Raw genomic sequence first — 18167 nt, 5'->3', positions numbered from 1 at the left:
CTACTTCCCCACCGTCTCATGTGCTGACGGCTCTTGCTCCCGCACCACCCGGCCGGGAGCATGGGCCCATGATTTCTTCTGCGCCGACCGAGTCCCAGTTCTCCCGCCCTTCCTCGCTCATGGGCCGCATCCTGCTCCGCAGCATGAACATCGGGCACGGCCGCCTGCACCAGTGGGGCCTGAAGGCAGCGGGTATCCAGTTGACTGACAGGGTACTCGACGTCGGCTGCGGAGGTGGCAAGGCCATCTCCCGGATCCTGGAGGAGACGCGCCGTGAGGTGGCCGGCATTGACCACTCCCCTGAGGCGGTCAAGACCGCACGGAGCGTCAACCGCGCCGCCGTCTCCTCCGGACGCCTGCGAATCGTGGAGAGCTCAGTGGAGAGCCTCCCCTTCCGTGACGGGTTCTTCGACGTGGTGACGGCTTTCGAAACCACTTATTTCTGGCCGGAACTGCAGGCCGGCCTTACTGAGATCCGCCGCGTCCTGAGTCCCGGCGGTAGGCTCGTGATCGCAAACGAGTTCGCTGATCGGGCGTCAGCGGGGGCCTGGGCGGATCGCCTGAACATGCACGTCCCTGACAGCGAAGCCCTAGCCGGCGCAGCCTACGAGGCCGGTTTCCTGATGGTGGATGTCAGCGTCCATCCCCACAAAGGCTGGCTGCGCCTCGTCGCTGCGAAGTAGAGGCGCACTCATCCCCGACCGCGTACGATCCGGCGCCGCACCAGGTGAACCAGCTCGATTCCGCCAATGGCCAGGCCGGCCATGAGCGCAATGACCCACCACACGCCGGGCGTGGGCCAGGCCAGCAGGAAGAAGGCGCGTACCGGTGGGGCGACGACGCCGAGCACTGCGATCATCCCCATGAGAACAACCAGCCCCAGACGCCAACTCGTCAGAGGCCGGGCCGTGAGCGTGAGCAGCCACAGCCCGCAGGTAATGAGCACCAGGGTCGTCGCCGTCGTCACCTGGGCCCGCGGGGCATGGGTGAGCGTCAGCCAAAGGTACGTGGACAAGGTCACGGTTCCCGCCATGAGTCCCGCCGGCACGCACAGGCTGAGCACCCGGCCGAGGAAACCCTCCCGGTAACGCTGGTTGCTGGGGGCCAGGGCCAGGACGAAGGCGGGGATCCCGATCGTCAGCGAGGAGACGACCGTGAACTGGCGAGGCAGGAACGGGTAGGCGACCGCCATGGCCGACACGACGACGGCGATGAGGGACGCGTAGATGGTCTTGGCCAGGAACAGGGAGGCGATGCGCTCGGTGTTGGCCATGACACGGCGTCCCTGAGCCACGACCCCGGGCAGGGCCGAGAACTCTCCCTTGAGCAGCACCAGACGCGCCACCGCCTTGGTTGCCGGAGCTCCATTACCCATGGCGATGCCGAGGTCGGCGTCTTTGAGTGCCAGGGCGTCATTGACGCCGTCCCCGGTCATCGCGACGACGTGCCCTCGGGACTTCAGTGCCCGCACCAGTGCCCGCTTCTGCTCGGGAGTGACGCGCCCCAGGACGCTGGCGCCCTCAACCGCGTCGGCCAGGCGCTCCAAGTCCTCATCCGCCTCATGCCCGCTACCTGCACCAGCAGGCAGCGTACGTGCGTCCAGAGCGACGAGCTCTCCGCCGGCGGGGGCGCTGACCCCGGCCTGGCGGGCGACCGCGGCCACCGTCTCGGGGCTGTCACCGGAGATGACCTTGGCATCGACGCCCTGCAGGCGGAAGTAGGCGAGGGTCTCAGCAGCGTCAGGGCGTATCTCCTCGGTGAGGATCACGATCCCCGCGGCCTCAAGGTGATCGGGAAGCCGTGGGTCGCCCTCTTCCCGAGCCGACTTCCAGAGCGAGGTTGATCGAGCCAGAGCCACGACGCGTACTCCCTGCGCGGCGATCTGACGAGCACGGTCCAGCACTGACTCACTGTGTCCCGCCAGGACGATCTCTGGGGCGCCGAGCACCCAGGTGGTGCCGGACCGGTCGCGAACCGCGGACCACTTGCGGCGCGAGGAGAACGGCACCGACTCCACGTCGGCCGAGGGGCCCGTATTGCCGGGTTCCCGGGCTTCCTCGAGGCCCTGCTCACCAAGGCCTCTGAGATCGCTGAGCCCCTCCCTGATGGCGTCGGCGGTGGCGTTGGCCTCCCCGACCGTACTGAGTAGGGCGAGCGCCGAGAGCACCTCGGAGGACGCCTGCTCGCCGTCGGGGTTCTGGATCTCCCCGAGGCGGATGCGGCCGGTGGTGATGGTGCCGGTCTTGTCCAGGCACAGGGTGTCGACCCGGGCCAGGACCTCGACGGCCGGCAGCTCTTGAACCAGGACGTTGCGCCTGGCCAGGGCCAGGGAGGCGGTGGCGAAGTTGACGGAGGTCAGGAGCACCAGGCCCTGGGGCACCATGCTGACCACGCCGGCGATGCCGGCGACGACCGCGTGGCGCCAGGCTCCGCTGCTCCAGGCCTCGGCGACGCTTCCGCTCAACCGCAGCTGGGACCACACCAGCACCAGGGCCACGGGCACGATGACCCAGCTGATCCAGTGCAGCACCCGGTTGGTTCCGGCCTGCAGCTCACTGACGACGAGCGAGTACCTGCGGGCCTCCCGGGCCAACCGGTGGGCATAGGCGTCCCCACCGACCGCTGTGGTGCGGAACAGTCCGGTCCCGGCCGTCACCGTGGTCCCAGACATGACCTGCGCTCCGCTCACAGGGCGTACGGGCCGGGACTCACCGGTCAGGATCGACTCATCGATCTCAAGGCCATCACTGATCAGGACGTCCCCGTCCGCAGGCACCTGCTGGCCGGCCCGGAGTCGTACGACATCGTCGATAACGACCTCTCCGACCGCTACCTCAGTCTCGGCCCCCTCCCTCAGGACGACGGCGCGGGGTGTCTCCAGCACAGCGAGACGGTCCAGGGCGCGCTTGGCGCGGATCTCCGCCAGGGTGCCAGTGGCGGTGTTGAGCAGCAGGACGAATCCGAACAGTGCGTCCGCCCAGTGCCCTAACGCCAGGACGAGAGCCAGCGCGACGCCGAGAATCCCGTTGAAGATCGTGAAGACATTGGCCCGCAGGATCTGTGCGGCGCTGCGGGAGGTCCGCTCACGGTACTCGTTGATCCGTCCGGCACTGACACGCTCGTCGACCTGCGCGGCGCTGAGCCCGATCACCGGGGACTCAGAGGCATTCGTGGTGCTCACGAGTCACACAGTAGTGAATCGGTCGAGGGGTTCCCCTCCTCCTGGCGGTCGAGACATCAGGATGCGACCTCGGCACGCCGGGCATCTGCTCGCGACTTGAGGACTGAGGCGATGACCGTGACCAGGACAGTGGTGATGATGACGCTCAGGGACACTCCGATCGACGCCTCAGGGATGGCGTGCCACTCCTGGCCCCCGTTGATGAAGGGCACCTCGTTGGTGTGCAGGGCGTGAACGATGAGCTTGAAGCCGATGAAGCCGAGGATGACCGCCAGGCCGTAGTGGAGGTAGACGAGCCGGTCGAGCAGCCCGTCAATGAGGAAGTAGAGCTGGCGCAGGCCCAGCAGGGAGAAGGCGTTGGCGGAGAACACCAGGAAGGGCTCACTGGTCAGGGAGTAGATCGCGGGGATGGAGTCGACGGCGAACATGACGTCGGCGGTGCCGATGGCGATGATGCACAGCATCATGGGGGTGATCATGGTGCGCCCGGCATGGCGGTGAATGACCTTGCCGCCCACGAAGCCGTCAGTCATGGGGATGACGCGGGCGATGAGCTTGACGAAGCCACTGGGCTTGTACTCCTCATCCTCGTCGTCGGGCTCCTCGACGCCCTCACGCGCCTGGGAGAAGGCGGTCCACAGGAGCCACGCCCCGAAGAAGTAGAACACCCAGGAGAAGTTCTCAATGAGCGCGGCACCGGCGAGGATGAAGATGAGCCGCAGAATGAGGGCGATAACGATGCCGGCGAGCAGGACCTCCTGCTGGTACTTCCGAGGTACCTTGAAGGAGGACATCATGATGACGAAGACGAAGAGGTTGTCGATGCTCAGCGCCTTCTCGGTGATGTAGCCGGCCAGGTACTCCTGGGCGAAGCCTCCGCCCCACACGAACCAGACGATGCCGCCGAAGACCAGGGCCATGGCGATATAGGCCACCGACCAGACGGCGGCCTCCTTCATGGTGGGCTCGTGGGGGGTGCGTACGTGACCGACGATGTCGATCACGATGAGGGTCAGAATAATGGCCGCCAGGCCGATCCACCCCAGGATGTGGACGTCCACGTGTTCTCCTCCGGTACGGAACTGGTACCGGAGGTCTCCTCCCGCCACGTGTGCAGGCGCTCAAGGCGCATACCACTCTGGCCGCGACGCCGGGAACGCAGGATCGTGTGTGCCCGCACCACCGTGATGACGACGTCGCCGTTGGTTGGGAGTACTCCCCTCCGTGTATAACGTCTGAGAGTCTAACGTTCTCACCGGTGTGGGCACATGGAGTGTCCCGTCGAGCAGGTGTGGGGTGCATGACGTTGCCGCGTCACAGAGAATCCTCGGAGGCGGCAACGACATCACCATCGTGACTGCAACGTCCCTGCCCTGAAGCGAGTTCGGTCAGTAGACCGGATCCCGATCGATCGGGCAGGTCATGCAGTGTCCGCCTCCGCGGCCGCGCCCGAGCTCACTGGAGGGGATCTCCAGAACCTCGATGCCGGCGGCGCGCAGGTTGGCGTTGATCGAGTAGTTGCGGTCGTAGGCGACGACCACTCCCGGCGACAGCGCCACGACGTTGTTGCCGTCGTTCCACTGCTCGCACTCGGCCCCGTAGCGTCCTGCGGTGGACATGACCGGGGTGAGCTTGACGTCCAGGGCCTCGGAGACGACGTCGACGAAGTAGCCCTCGTCGTAGGTGACCTTGATGCCGCCGCGCTCGGTCTCGTCAGGACGCAGGGAGAAGGTGTCCATCGCCCGGACAACCGGCTCGTAGACGTTGACAACGTCCTCGGAGCACACCGTGAACACGGTGTCCAGGTGCATCGCGGCGCGCTCCTTGGGCATGCGGGCCGCGATGACCCGCTCGGCCGAGCCCGCGTCGAACAGCGACTTGGCGATCTGGCTGACGGCTTGGAAGGTGGAGCGCTCCCCCATGCCGACCAGGACGATGCCCTTGCCGATCGGCATGATGTCGCCCCCTTCGATGAAGGTGTGCCCCATGTCCTTGTCGACCGTGTCCAGCCAGACGTTGTAGTCGTACGCGAACATCGGGTGGTAGCGGTAGATGGCGGTCAGCAGGAGGACCTCACGTCGACGGGCGCCCCAGAACATCTGGGACATCTCGACGCCGTCGTAGATCCAGGCGGAGTTGTCACGGGTGAACAAGGTGTTGGGCAGCGGGGCGATGAGCATCTCGGGGTCGTCGCTGTTGACGTGGTAAGGAGAGATGCAGCTGCCGAACACGTCCGTGGGCACCTCGTCGGACACGAGGCCGCCGATGAGGAGCTCACCGAGCTCGGCCGAGGGCATCTCCTCCAACCAAGCCAGCAGGTCCTCAGCGACGCCCACGCCCATGGTGGCGTGGTTGATGCGTCGGTCCAGGATGAACGAGCGCGCCTCGGGGATGTCCAGGACATCGGCGAGCAGATCCCGCAGTTCGAGGACGTCGATGTCACGCTCACGCATGAGTTCGACGAAGAAGTCGTGGTCGCGCTGAGCCTTGCGAACGTCCAGGACATCGTCGAAGAGCAGATCGTGGCAGTTGGACGGCGTGAGACGATCGTGTGCGCGGCCGGGGCGGCACACCATGACACGGCGCAGCTTGCCGACCTCGGAGTAGACTCCGTGCTTCTGTTCGGTCATTGTTCCTCATTCCAAGTCGTGACAGCACAATCAAGTGCTGCCGAGAGCGGTGCAGTCGTAGATGACAGGAAGATGGTTGAGAACGGCGGTCAAAGACTCAGTGCACCAGTGACCAGCCCGTAGATGGCATAGACGGCCATGGCGGAGAAGAGCGCGACGAGCCCCCACTCGGCCCCATTGAAGACCTTGACCTTCTGCTCACGCCGCGCCCAGATGTAGAAGGGCAGGCCCACCAGGTAGAAGATGGCCGTGTACAAGAGGTACACCAAGCCTGCGGCATAGAGCAGCCATAGTCCGTACACCGAGCCCAGAACGCCGACGACAAGATCGAATACCTTCACCTTGGTTTCGTCCTTGATGGCGACGAGCACCTGGAACAGGGCGGACAGGAGATAAGGCAGCAGGATGAGGGCTGAGGCCAGGTTGATGAGACGCGTGTAGGTCGAGGCGTTGAAGTAGGTCCAGATGAGGAAGAGCTGGACCAGCCCCATGGTCAGCCACAGGGCGTTGGCGGGCACGGCTTGAGCGTTCTCGCGGCCCAGGAACGAGGGCATGAGACCTTCCTGGGCGGGAACGCGCACGATCTCGGCCAGCATGAGGAACCAGGACAGGAGGGCCCCCACCAGGGAGATGACGAGTCCCAGGGCAATGAACTTCGCCCCCCCATGGACCGACCGCCGCCTCAAGCACCCCGGCCAGGGATGGGTCGCCCAGCCTGGCGAGCTCGGAGCGGGGAACGATGCCGTAGGACAGGACATTGACGGCGAGCAGAAGGGCCAGAACAGAGAGGAACCCCAGGATCGTCGCCCTGCCGACATCGGCGCGCGTCCTGGCCCGCTCGGAGAACACGGACGCCCCTTCAACGCCGATGAACACCCACACCGTCACCAGCATCATGTTCTTGACCTGGGAGAGCACTCCACTGATCCCCGTACCAGCACCGGACCCCCAGAAGTCGTGGGTAAAGACATCGAGCTTGAAAGCGAGCAGGCCGATGATAATGAAGACGACCAGCGGTAGAACCTTACCGACAGTGACAATCGAGTTGATGATCGCGGCCTCGCGGATGCCGCGCAGGATCAGGACGTGGTACATCCACATGACAATCGAGGCGACCCCGATGGCAAGTGCAGTATTGCCGCTGCCGAATCCGGGGAGGAAAACCCCCAGCGAAGCCATGAGCAGCACGAGGTAACCGACATTGCCGATCCAGGCCGATAGCCAGTACCCCCAGGCGGAGGAGAACCCGACGAGGTCACCGAAGCCGGCGCGGGCGTAACCGTAGACACCGGCGTTGATCTCGGGCCGATTGACAGCCAGCCGCTGATAGACGAAGGCGAGCATGAGCATGCCGGCTCCTGTAATGAGCCACCCTATGATAAGCGGCCCAGGCGCTGCAGCACTCGCCATCTGCTGCGGCAAACCGAAGATCCCGCCTCCGATCATCGATCCGATCCCGAGTGCCGTCAGTGCGGCCAATGAAACCTTACCGGAGGCGACCTGCCGGTCCCCCACTTCAACGACCTCGACGTCACGTTCAGCCATAGCGACTCACGCCCCTTCGCAATCACATTGGCACAACATGTACTTACCATACGGTAACTTAATGGAGGCGACAAGGACGACTGTATGTCAATAGAAATTCTTCGGCGTACATAATACCCTGCATAATCACTCAGATCGGCGTCGACGCGTAAGACGTTGAGGTGAGTACTGGCCATTTGCCCGAGAAAATCGCAGGATCCCCGGTTTCACTTGTGGGGCGAAAGCACTGAAACGGCACCACGAATTATGCGTGTCCCGCTCCGTCACTGGGCGGCTTGCATGGCGCGCAGCTCCTTCTTGAGGTCCTGGATCTCGTCACGCAGCCGGGCTGCGAGCTCGAAATGGAGGTCCTCGGCGGCGGCGTGCATCTGCTGGGTGAGCTCGTTGATGAGCTCGACGAGGTCTCCCTGCGCCGCCCCGGCTAGCTTCTCGCGCACCGTGGCCTCGGCTGCGTGCTTGCGCCGGTTGCGCACCGAGGACTCTTCGTGGCCCCTGTAGCCGCCGGCCAGGAGGTCGGCGGTGTCGACGTCCTCGCGGGCGAGCATGTCGGTGACGTCGGCGATCTTCTTGCGCAGTGGTTGCGGATCGATACCGTGCTCGGTGTTGTAGGCCAGCTGCTTGGTGCGGCGACGCTCAGTCTCCTCAATGGCCTCGGCCATGGCCGGAGTGATGGTGTCGGCGTACATGTGGACCTCACCGGAGACGTTGCGGGCGGCACGCCCTATGGTCTGCACGAGGGAGCGGGTCGAGCGCAGGAAGCCCTCCTTGTCCGCGTCCAGGATGGAGACAAGCGAGACCTCCGGCAGGTCCAGCCCCTCGCGCAGCAGGTTGATGCCCACGAGGACGTCGAAGCGGCCCAGCCGCAGCTCTCGCAGGAGCTCGACGCGCCGCAGCGTATCGACGTCGGAGTGGAGGTACTCCACACGCACGCCTCTCTCGGCGAGATAGGTGGTCAGGTCCTCGGCCATGCGCTTGGTCAGGGTGGTCACCAGGATCCGCTCCTGACGCTGGACACGGATGCGCACCTCCTCGAGCAGGTCGTCGATCTGTCCCTCCGTGGGTTTGACGACGACCTTGGGGTCCACCAGTCCCGTGGGCCGGATGATCTGCTCGACGACGCCGTCGGAGCGCTGGGTCTCGTAGTCGCCCGGCGTGGCTGACAGGTAGACGGTCTGACCGATACGGTCCTCGAACTCGGCGAAGGTCAGGGGGCGGTTGTCCAACGCGGAGGGCAGGCGGAACCCGTGGTCGACCAGAGTGCGTTTGCGGGAGGCGTCCCCTTCGTGCATGGCGCCGATCTGGGGGACGGTCACGTGGGACTCATCGATGACGAGGAGGAAGTCCTCGGGGAAGTAGTCCAGAAGAGTGTTGGGCGGAGTGCCGGTCTGACGTCCGTCGATGTGAAGGGAGTAGTTCTCGATGCCCGAGCACATGCCGATCTGCTGCAGCATCTCCAGGTCATAGGTGGTGCGCATGCGCAGGCGCTGGGCCTCCAGGAGCCGGCCGTCGTGCTCGAGCTGGGCCAGGCGCTCGGCGAGCTCGGCCTCAATGCCCTCAATGGCCTTCTGCATGCGTTCGGGGCCGGCCACGTAGTGGGAGGCGGGGAAGACGAAGACCTGCTCGACGGTGTCGATGACGTCGCCGGTCACGGGGTGCAGCGTGGCCAGGGCCTCGATCTCGTCACCGAAGAACTCGATGCGGATGGCGAGCTCCTCGTACATCGGGATGATCTCGACCGTGTCGCCGCGAACGCGGAAGGTGCCGCGGGTGAAGTCGATGTCGTTACGGGTGTACTGCATCGTCACGAAGCGCCGCAGGAGATCGTCCCTGTCGATCTGCTGGCCCACCTCCAGGGGCGTCATCCGGTCCACGTACTCCTGAGGGGTGCCCAGTCCGTAGATGCAGGACACGGACGAGACCACGACGACGTCCCGGCGGGTGAGCAGGGAGTTGGTGGCGCTGTGGCGCAGGCGCTCGACCTCGTCGTTGATGGAGGAGTCCTTCTCGATGAAGGTGTCCGTCTGCGGGACGTAGGCCTCGGGCTGGTAGTAGTCGTAGTAGGAGACGAAGTACTCGACCGCGTTGTTCGGGAGCAGCTCGCGGAACTCGGCGGCCATCTGGGCGGCCAGGGTCTTGTTCGGCTCCAGGATGAGGGTGGGGCGCTGGACCTGCTCGACGAGCCATGCGGTCGTCGCGGACTTGCCGGTTCCCGTGGCACCGAGCAGAACGATGTCCTTCTCCCCCGCCCTGAGACGCTCGGTCAGCTCGGCGATCGCCGCGGGCTGGTCCCCGCTGGGCGAGTAGGGACTGACGACCTCGAAGGGCTTGGCTGCGCGTTGGAGCTCGGTGACGGGACGCATGCCCTCAGGCTACGCGGTCCCTCTGACATCATTGACACCTCCGATCGCGCGGTCGCCTCATTCATCATCCTGCGATCCGGCTGTCACCACACAGATACGTCTTTGTATCCAAGAAGGAACCTTCCGATCGAGTTCACCTATTACGGTGGTCCCCGCAGGACACCGAATCGTGCCGTTCCACATTCATGTGGATGCTCATTGGGGCCTCCCCTGCACCCTGTCTTCACCCTCCGAGTTCAAGGATCTCCCATGGCCTTCATCGTTGCTGTCTCGGCGACCATCGTCGGCGCCCTCGGCCCTGCCCGTACAAACTCTCGACGCAGCAGCTGCTCGGGCTGAGTCCGCCTACCGGCTCTACCTCTCGGTTCCGCCCCATTCAACGGCGGTGAATCCGGTCCGTGCGGGTGCAGGCACCAGCTTCTGCTCGGGAACCGCTGCCTGCGGTACGTCCCCGATAACGATGTAGACCCGAATGAACGTCTCCGGGACGATCTCGGCACCCGAGGAGACGTCAGTCAAGCGGTAGACGGCCTTGCGAGCGTACTCATCGGTGGCGAAGGTGACCAGGGCCCTGCCCCGCTCGGCGATCCGCGGCCCCCAGAAGGTGATGAACTCGGCCGCCTCGCGCTCACTCAGCCCCAGGGTGGAGAGCTTGTCCTCCAGGAAGGCGGCAGCCGCACCCGCCTCGACGACGAAGCCCTTGTCCTGGGTGAGAGCCATGGTCCCCTCCCCCTCCCAGAACAGTGACGGGTAGTGACGCCCTGAGGCGTCGGTGAGGTCCCCGTCAGGAGATGCCGTCACATGCCATGTGACGCCGCCTTCCGCCTGTGTCTGCGGCGTCGGATAGGTGTATGTCAGCTTTCCCTCATAGTCCAGCGACACCGAGAGCTGCATCGTCCTCGTGGGGTAGAGATACAGGACTGGTTTCTTGGCCTTCTGATCCTCCGGCCACATCCCGCAGCCTGCCAGCATTCCCAGCCCCGTGAGACTCCCAAGCAGCAGAAGGCTTCGACGAGTGGAGGCGACCATTGGAGATCGCGGCATGGCGGTTCCTATTCGTACGACTGATAGGTCTGGCCGGACGGTGTCCGAGGCACCGTGGCCCCTCACCCCACGGTAGGAGCGGGAGGAGGCATCCGCCGATGGGAAGAACTCCCCCGTTGTCAGGCGACGGTGCCCGGCTCCGTGATCCGCGTGTTCCAGAGGCTGTCGACCTCGGCGCTCAGGTCCTCCAGCGCCCCGGAGTTGGACACGATGACGTCAGCGACACCGCGGCGTTCCTCGTCGGTTGCCTGCACGGCAATGCGGGCCAGCGCCTCATCGCGATTCATCCCCCGCTCGGCGAGCCGCTTCAGACGCAGTTCGAGCTCGGCCTCAACGACGACAACGAGATCGAACATGTCCTGCATCTGCCCCTCGACGAGGAGAGGAACGTCGTAGACCGCCACCTGCCCGGCCGGAACCGTCTCCATCCGGGCCCACGCCTCTGCTGCGATGAGGGGCAGAAGGATCTCCTCCAGGCGCGCGCGACGCAGGTCGTCGGAGAAGACCAGCCGCCCCAGGGCGCTGCGGTCCAGGGAGCCGTCCGAGGCAAGGACTTCCTCCCCGAACTCGGCCACTACTGCCGCAAGACCGTCACTGCCCGGGCTGACGACGTCGCGAGCGACCTCGTCGGCGCTGGTCACGACCGCGCCGCGTTCCTCGAGCAGCGCGGCCACCGTTGACTTACCTGCTCCGATGCCACCTGTGAGCCCCACGCGTAGGGCTCGGTCCGTCGGGCGGCGAGTGGTACGGGCTGCAGGTGTGTGGCACATGGTCCCATCATGCCGTGACCGGCCCGAGCCGGGCCAGCGTGCCGGCGATACTGGGCGATACGGGAGCGCGGCCGCGCCTTGTCAGTTGCTCCCTGAGGCCGCCTGACCGTCAGTGGTGATCGCGGTGGTCGAACCGGGTCGTCTTCTTCCTCCCCGGCCCCGCCCGTAAGGCGCGATGCGCTCCTCGACCCGGGCCAGGGACTCCACCGCGTTCTGCGGGGGACTCACGCACCGGGAGGCCTGCTCCGACGCCCGCGAGATGATCTCTCGGACGATCGGCGCGCGAGAGTGGTCCTCCTCCACCCCTTCAACCAGGATCTCCGCCAGTGTGGAGAGAACCTGCACCGCAACCAGAGGGTCACCGACGGCGTCGACGAGCATCCCGCAGCGTTCTCCCGGCCGGTTCATCGGCCAGGACTCCATCGACTCCCGGCACTGGCTCCATGCCCTGCCGCCGGCAGCGCGGTCTCCACGGGCCTGAGCGGCGTGCGAGGCCAGGGCCAGTGCGGCGCAGGCGGTTTCCGTCCATCCCTGGCTCAGGCTCAGCTCCGCCGTGTCGAGATGCTCCTTCTCCGCCCGTTCATTGGCGCCCAGTGCCGCCAGGAGCCGGCCGAAGGCCAGGCGGAGGTCAACGACCAGCTCCAAAGCGGAGTCGTCCACCACCTCGGACAGCGAAACGCTGACCGTCTCAGCGGTCGACATGGCACGCTGACGCACCGACTCCATGCCATAGCCACGAGACAGCGTGAGCAGCTCGCGGACCTCCTTGAGCAGGGCCCCCTGGTTACGCAGCCGGGCACGATCAGCCGGCATAGCGCTCGTCACCGTGCCGTAGGACCGGCTGGCGAGTCCAGCGGCCTCAGCGGCCATCCTCATCTCCACCCGGTACGACACGCCGTTGTTGCCGTTGCGGACATCGAAGCGGTGGGCGATGCCGCGCACGAAGCCGGTGATGACGTCATAGGCACGCACGACGGTGTCCCACGCCGTGAGCTCCAGATCCCCCCAGGGCGTTGTCCAGCTCAGCGAGGCACCCAAGGCATGCTTGCCGTAGTCGGCCCTGTTGGCCTCCCTCATGACGAGAGCCAGTCCGATAGCGGTGTTCATCAGCTTCCAGGCCGAGGCCTCGGACACAGCCTTCATAGGACTGTGCCGCATGAGCGCGATGGCCCGTTGCCACTGGGAGGACAGACCCAGGTACTCGAACCTGTCCCCCAGGGACTGGAGCTCAACGACGTCCGGAAGCCGGAGCCGGCTCAAGGATGCGAAGGCGTCCTCGGCCTCCACGAGCCGTTGGTGAGCCAGGTAGGGAACCAGCACTGCGCCCAGCCCCCGGGCGGTCTCCACGGGATCGACCTCGGCACGGTTCGGAGTCGCCGTCGCGGTACTGATGACGCCGGAGTAGTCGTCATGCATGCGGGCGGTGGCCAGGACCGCGCCAGTATCGGTCTTGCCGAAGGAGAAGAGTCTCGCCTCACGGAACTGTTCGAGGGCCTCGTCCCTGAGGCCGAGGACGGCGGAGAGCTCCACCTGGGCATAGCGCAGTGGAAGCGTCGAGCAGCCGTGAGCCGTCCGGAGCCCCTGGCAGAAGGCCACCGCTTGGTCGAGGCTCTCCTTGCTCATGTCCGGGTCCTGGCCCAGCTGAACCAGCCACGCCCGGTCGACGGCGCAGACCGCCTGCACCACCTGGTCGGGCGCGTTCCCCGGAGCCGCCCCCTCGACGTCGTCAGCGGCGATCGCCTTCCACAGGGCCGCTGCAGCGACACGACTGGGGCAGACGGGGTCGACATCCTCCAGAGCACGGGCAATGCCACCCCAATAGCTCATATCGTCTCCAACGGTCGTCACGTACAGGTTCCTACACCTAGGAAGCGGGGAGTGCCAGCCCCGGCCACAGCCTCGCACAGGCAAGGTGCCCGGGCGATGGGGAGAAGGCACCTACACCTGAGGGTCTCTGCCTGCGGAACAGGCAGAGACCCTCAGATAATGTCAGAAATCAGTCCTGACCAGTGAAAAGGTGCGGATGCTCAGTTACCGGTGAGCTTCTCACGCAGAGCAGCCAGGGCCTCATCGGAGGCCAACGTGCCAGATGCCTCCGACGGAGCCGAGGAGTAAGAGGTGCCACCCGCGGGGGCTGCCGGAGCACCGGACTCCTGCTCCTCCTCCAGGGCCTTGGCGACCTGGGCCTTGTGGGCCTCCCAGCGGGCGTGAGCAGCCGCGTACTCGGCCTCCCAGGCCTCGCGCTGGGCGTCGTAGCCCTCGAGCCACTCGTTGGTCTCCGGGTCGAAGCCCTCGGGGTACTTGTAGTTGCCCTGCTCGTCGTACTCGGCCGCCATTCCGTAGAGGCTGGGGTCGAAGTCCTCCGACGCGGGGTCGACACCCTCGTTGGCCTGCTTCAGCGACAGGGAGATGCGACGACGCTCCAGGTCGATGTCGATGACCTTGACGAAGACCTCGTCGCCGACCTTGGCCACCTGCTCGGGAACCTCGACGTGACGCTGCGCCAGCTCGGAGATGTGGACCAGGCCCTCGATGCCGTCCTCGACGCGGACGAAGGCGCCGAAGGGAACCAGCTTGGTGACCTTGCCGGGAACGACCTGGCCGATGGCGTGGGTCCGGGCGAAGGCCTGCCACGGGTCCTCCTGGGTCGCCTTGAGCGACAGGGAGACGCGCTCGCGGTCGAAGTCGACGTCCAGGACCTCGACCGTGACCTCGTTGCCGACCTCGACGACCTCGGAGGGGTGGTCGATGTGCTTCCAGGACAGCTCGGAGACGTGGACCAGACCGTCGACGCCACCCAGGTCCACGAAGGCACCGAAGTTGACGATGGAGGACACGACACCGGAGCGGACCTGGCCCTTCTGCAGGGTCTGCAGGAAGTTGGTGCGGACCTCGGACTGGGTCTGCTCGAGCCAGGCGCGACGGGAGAGGACCACGTTGTTGCGGTTCTTGTCCAGCTCAATGATCTTCGCCTCGAGCTCACGGCCCACGTAGGGCTGGAGGTCGCGAACACGGCGCATCTCCACCAGGGAGGCGGGGAGGAATCCACGCAGACCGATGTCCAGGATGAGACCGCCCTTGACGACCTCGATGACGGAGCCGGTGACGACGCCGTCCTCCTCCTTGATGCGCTCGATGGTGCCCCAGGCGCGCTCGTACTGCGCACGCTTCTTGCTCAGGAGCAGGCGCCCCTCCTTGTCCTCCTTCTGCAGGACGAGGGCCTCGATCTCATCACCGACGGAGACGATCTCATCAGGGTCGACGTCGTGCTTGATGGACAGCTCGCGAGCGAGGATGACGCCTTCGGTCTTGTAGCCGATGTCGAGGAGGACCTCATCACGGTCGACCTTGACGACAGTGCCCTCGACGATATCGCCGTCATCGAAGTACTTGATGGTCTCGTCAACAGCGGCGAGGATCTCCTCGGTCGAACCGATGTCGTTGACGGCGACCGGGGCGGGGCTGGGCGTAGTGGTTGTCATTGAGTGGATGCTCCGAATGCGGATAGTTGGATCGGGTTGATAGGGACCGCACGCTCCCCAGTGACGTGAATCAGCCCGGACCAATTCATCATCCTGGTTGGATTACTCTCATAGGAGACGCCCAGGAGCGCACGAGTGAACCTTAGCAGTACGTGACGAATCCGTAACTAGACGATGCTCAAGCATTATCCCGTATGTGCGTGCAATCGCTCACGTCATCTGACAACTAGGTGTCGAAAGGATGACGCGACGATCTCATTCACATATCAACGGCTTCTTCGGGCGATGATCGAGGGTCCTGGAGAGGGTCTCTAGTGGGCAGCCTCACGCCAGGTGCGCCCTCGTCCGACAGCGACGTCCAGTGGGACCGAGAGTTCGGCCGCCCCGCCCATCTGCTCCTTGAGGAGGCTCTCGACCGTCTCGGCCTCTCCAGGCGCGACCTCGATGAGGAGCTCGTCGTGGATCTGCAGGAGGATACGACTGCTCAGTGCCCGCTCGGTCAGCGCGCTGTCGACGTCGATCATGGCCTTCTTGACGATATCTGCGGCACTGCCCTGAATAGGAGCATTGAGCGCGGCCCGCTCAGCCATCTCACGGCGCTGTCGGTTGTCGCTGGTCAGATCGGGCAGGTAGCGGCGGCGCCCGAACATCGTCTCGGTGTATCCGTCCCGGCGCGCCTGCTCCACCACGGACTCCAGGTAGTCGTGAACCTTTCCGAACCTGGCGAAGTAGGCGTTCCTCAGGTCCGCCGCCTCGGCGTTGTCGATACCGAGCTGACGAGCCAGTCCGAAGGTGGACAGACCGTAGGCCAGTCCATAGCTCATGGCCTTGACGTGGCTGCGCTGCTGGGCGCTCACGTCCTCGACCTCGATGCCGTGGACCAGGGCGGCAACGTAGCGGTGCAGGTCCTCCCCGCTGCGGAAGGCCTCGATCAGCGCCTGGTCTCCGGACAGGTGCGCCATGATGCGCATCTCGATCTGCGAGTAGTCGGCGGTCATGAGGCACTCGTAGCCCTCACCGACGGCGAAGGCCTCACGGATACGCATCCCCTCCTCGTGACGGGCCGGGATGTTCTGCAGGTTGGGGTCGGTCGATGACAGGCGCCCGGTGGCGGCGATGGTCTGCTGGAAGGTGGTGTGGATGCGCCCGTCGGCCTGGATCGCCTTGCGCAGTCCCTCGACCGTCTGCCGCAGCTTGATGGCGTCGCGGTGCTCAAGAAGGTGCTCCAGGAAGGGGTGGGAGGTCTTGGCGTACAGCCCGGCCAGGGCATCGGCGTCGGTGGTGTAGCCGGTCTTGGTCTTGCGGGTCTTGGGCATCTTCAGCTCGTCGAACAGGACGGCTTGGAGCTGTTTGGGGCTGGAGAGGTTGAGCTCTCGCCCTGCGGCGGCGTAGGCACCCTCGGCGGCGTGGGTCACGCGGGCGTCGAGCTCGGTCTCGCGGGCTGCGAGCACGGCGTCGTCGACGGCGATGCCGGCGTCCTCCATGACGGTCAGGGTCGCGGCCACGGGCATCTCCAGGTCGGTGAACAGTCCCACGGCGTCGCGAGCGGCCATCTGCTCATCGAGCACGACCTGGAGCGGGAGCAGGACAGCGGCCCGACGCGCACTGGCCAGGTGGGCCGTGGGAACGGCGTCGGAGGCGAGGGCCTCGAGGTCGAAGGCGCTCTGGGAGTCACCGGGACCGCTGTCGGCCGAGGCGCCGCCCTCATTGACGGCGGCCAGATCGATGCCGAGCCAGCGCTGGGTGAGAGTATCGACGTCGTAGCTGCGCTGCTCAGGACGGCACAGGTAACCGGCCAGGGAGGGATCGGCGACGACGCCGTCCAGCGTGAGTCCCCGGGCGTTCAGTGCGTGCCAGCTTCCCTTGGCATCGGCCACCAGCTTGGGGCGGTCCACGTCGGCCAGGAGCCGGGCCAGGGCCGCTTCGTCCTCGGGCAGGATCTCGGTGAGGTCGATGACGACCGCCCGAGAGCCGTCGGACAACGAGACGAGCGCGGCATCACCCTCGACGGGTCTGAGGACGCCGACAACATCGACACCGAGGGGACGGGAACCGTCTCCGTCGGCCGACGACAGGCCGGCCTCCAACCACTGTGACAGGTGACCCGCGGCAAGATCATGCCCCAGCGAGACGATCTCCAGATCGCTCAGCGCGCTCAGGGCGCCGGTTCCCTCTCCCTCACCCGGCTCGGCATGATCGGAGGTGTCGGTGAAGCTCAGGATGCGCAGCGCCCGCTGGTGCAGGGTGCGGAACTCCAGGGTCTCGAACACGCGTGCCAGGCCGGCGCGGTCGGCGCCCGGGAGGCGCAGGTCGGTGCGGGGAACGACGCCGAGATCCAGGTCGGTGAGCAGGTGGTTGAGGCGGCGGTTGCGCATGACGTCGTCGAGGTGATCGCGCAGGGCCTGTCCGGCCTTGCCCTTGATCTGATCCGCATGAGCGATGACGCCGTCGAGCCCGTCGTAGAGGTTGAGCCACTTGGCGGCGGTCTTGGGGCCCACGCCCGGGACTCCGGGAAGGTTGTCACTGGTCTCCCCCACGAGGGCGGCGAGGTGGGGGTAGCGATCGGGCGTCACCCCGTAACGCTCCTCCACTTCGTGGGGCGTCATGCGACGCAGCGTTGAGACGCCCTTGACCGGGTAGAGCACCGTGCACTGCTCAGTGACCATCTGGAAGGAGTCGCGGTCTCCGGAGCAGATGAGAACCTCCATGCCCTCGGCCTGGGCCGAGGTCGCCAGGGTGGCCAGGATGTCGTCGGCCTCGTAGCCCGGTGCGGTGATCGCCTTGACGCCCATGGCCTCCAGGACCTCCTGGATGAGCTCGACCTGCCCGAGGAAGGGCTGCGGCGTCTCATCGCGGGTCCCCTTGTACTCGGCATACTCCTCTGTACGGAAGGTGCCTCCCGGCAGGTCGAAGGCGACCGCCACGTGCGTCGGCTGCTCGTTGTCCAGCAGCGAGAGGAACATGGAGACGAAGCCGTGGACGGCGTTGGTCGACTGACCGGTCGACGTCGTGAAGTTGTCGACGGGCAGCGCGTAGAAGGCGCGGAAGGCCATCGAGTGTCCGTCGATGAGAAGAAGCCTCTCGGGAACCGGTTCCGAGGTGGGCTGAGGTGTTGGGCTCGTCGCAGGGCTGGTCGCAGTGGTGCTCACCGTGCC

The 18167-nt window shown here is 65.8% G+C and carries 11 protein-coding genes and 1 pseudogene; 1 reads left to right on the top strand and 11 read right to left on the bottom strand.

The window, feature by feature from the left end; all coding sequences use genetic code 11:
• Positions 1-68 precede the first annotated feature (68 nt).
• Complete coding sequence (locus tag RIV12_RS00365) at positions 69-683, top strand: class I SAM-dependent methyltransferase (protein ID WP_075417581.1); 615 nt, start codon at positions 69-71, stop codon at positions 681-683.
• Positions 684-691: 8 nt separating this feature from the next.
• Here RIV12_RS00365 and RIV12_RS00360 read toward each other — a convergent pair whose 3' ends face one another.
• From RIV12_RS00360 to polA, 11 genes and pseudogenes are all read right to left on the bottom strand, one after another.
• The gene (locus RIV12_RS00360) at positions 692-3181 is read right to left on the bottom strand and encodes an HAD-IC family P-type ATPase (RefSeq protein WP_075417582.1); all 2490 of its coding nucleotides are present in this window, start codon (positions 3179-3181) and stop codon (positions 692-694) included.
• 56 nt (positions 3182-3237) lie between these two features.
• Positions 3238-4242 carry a TerC family protein gene (locus RIV12_RS00355; RefSeq protein WP_075417583.1) on the bottom strand — a complete coding sequence of 335 codons (1005 nt, stop codon included), beginning with the start codon at positions 4240-4242 and terminating at the stop codon, positions 3238-3240.
• Between the two features lie 327 nt (positions 4243-4569).
• Positions 4570-5811 carry an arginine deiminase gene (locus tag RIV12_RS00350; protein ID WP_075417584.1) on the bottom strand — a complete coding sequence of 414 codons (1242 nt, stop codon included), beginning with the start codon at positions 5809-5811 and terminating at the stop codon, positions 4570-4572.
• An 89-nt stretch (positions 5812-5900) separates the two neighbouring features.
• Positions 5901-6497, bottom strand: a complete 597-nt coding sequence (locus RIV12_RS00345; protein ID WP_256695467.1) for an amino acid permease — start codon at positions 6495-6497, stop codon at positions 5901-5903.
• A 37-nt stretch (positions 6498-6534) separates the two neighbouring features.
• Positions 6535-7257 (bottom strand): annotated as a pseudogene (locus RIV12_RS00340) (amino acid permease); the annotation flags it as partial.
• Between the two features lie 362 nt (positions 7258-7619).
• Positions 7620-9716, bottom strand: a complete 2097-nt coding sequence (gene uvrB / locus RIV12_RS00335) for an excinuclease ABC subunit UvrB (RefSeq protein ID WP_309321512.1) — start codon at positions 9714-9716, stop codon at positions 7620-7622.
• A 354-nt stretch (positions 9717-10070) separates the two neighbouring features.
• Positions 10071-10760: a transcriptional initiation protein Tat gene (locus RIV12_RS00330; RefSeq protein WP_075417586.1), complete on the bottom strand. Its 690-nt coding sequence runs from the start codon at positions 10758-10760 to the stop codon at positions 10071-10073.
• Positions 10761-10879: 119 nt separating this feature from the next.
• On the bottom strand, positions 10880-11473 hold the full coding sequence (coaE, locus tag RIV12_RS00325) for a dephospho-CoA kinase (RefSeq protein ID WP_075417587.1): 594 nt from the start codon (positions 11471-11473) through the stop codon (positions 10880-10882).
• Positions 11474-11611: 138 nt separating this feature from the next.
• On the bottom strand, positions 11612-13357 hold the full coding sequence (locus tag RIV12_RS00320; protein WP_075417588.1) for a hypothetical protein: 1746 nt from the start codon (positions 13355-13357) through the stop codon (positions 11612-11614).
• Between the two features lie 200 nt (positions 13358-13557).
• The gene (gene rpsA / locus RIV12_RS00315) at positions 13558-15012 is read right to left on the bottom strand and encodes a 30S ribosomal protein S1 (protein ID WP_004564961.1); all 1455 of its coding nucleotides are present in this window, start codon (positions 15010-15012) and stop codon (positions 13558-13560) included.
• Between the two features lie 311 nt (positions 15013-15323).
• The gene (gene polA, locus RIV12_RS00310) at positions 15324-18161 is read right to left on the bottom strand and encodes a DNA polymerase I (protein WP_075417589.1); all 2838 of its coding nucleotides are present in this window, start codon (positions 18159-18161) and stop codon (positions 15324-15326) included.
• Positions 18162-18167: the final 6 nt, after the last annotated feature.

Origin of the sequence: Actinomyces stomatis (genome assembly GCF_031292835.1) — a bacterium.
GTDB classification, from domain to species: Bacteria; Actinomycetota; Actinomycetes; order Actinomycetales; family Actinomycetaceae; genus Actinomyces; species Actinomyces stomatis.
This window is presented reverse-complemented; position numbering and strand designations above follow the sequence as displayed.

What these genes read in the sequence shown, in the direction of transcription:
- RIV12_RS00365 (WP_075417581.1), top strand. Translation starts at nt 69, where the DNA reads ATGATTTCTTCTGCGCCGACCGAGTCCCAGTTCTCCCGCCCTTCCTCG.
- RIV12_RS00350 (WP_075417584.1), bottom strand. Translation starts at nt 5,811, where the DNA reads ATGACCGAACAGAAGCACGGAGTCTACTCCGAGGTCGGCAAGCTGCGC.
- uvrB (WP_309321512.1), bottom strand. Translation starts at nt 9,716, where the DNA reads ATGCGTCCCGTCACCGAGCTCCAACGCGCAGCCAAGCCCTTCGAGGTC.
- RIV12_RS00330 (WP_075417586.1), bottom strand. Translation starts at nt 10,760, where the DNA reads ATGCCGCGATCTCCAATGGTCGCCTCCACTCGTCGAAGCCTTCTGCTG.
- RIV12_RS00320 (WP_075417588.1), bottom strand. Translation starts at nt 13,357, where the DNA reads ATGAGCTATTGGGGTGGCATTGCCCGTGCTCTGGAGGATGTCGACCCC.
- rpsA (WP_004564961.1), bottom strand. Translation starts at nt 15,012, where the DNA reads ATGACAACCACTACGCCCAGCCCCGCCCCGGTCGCCGTCAACGACATC.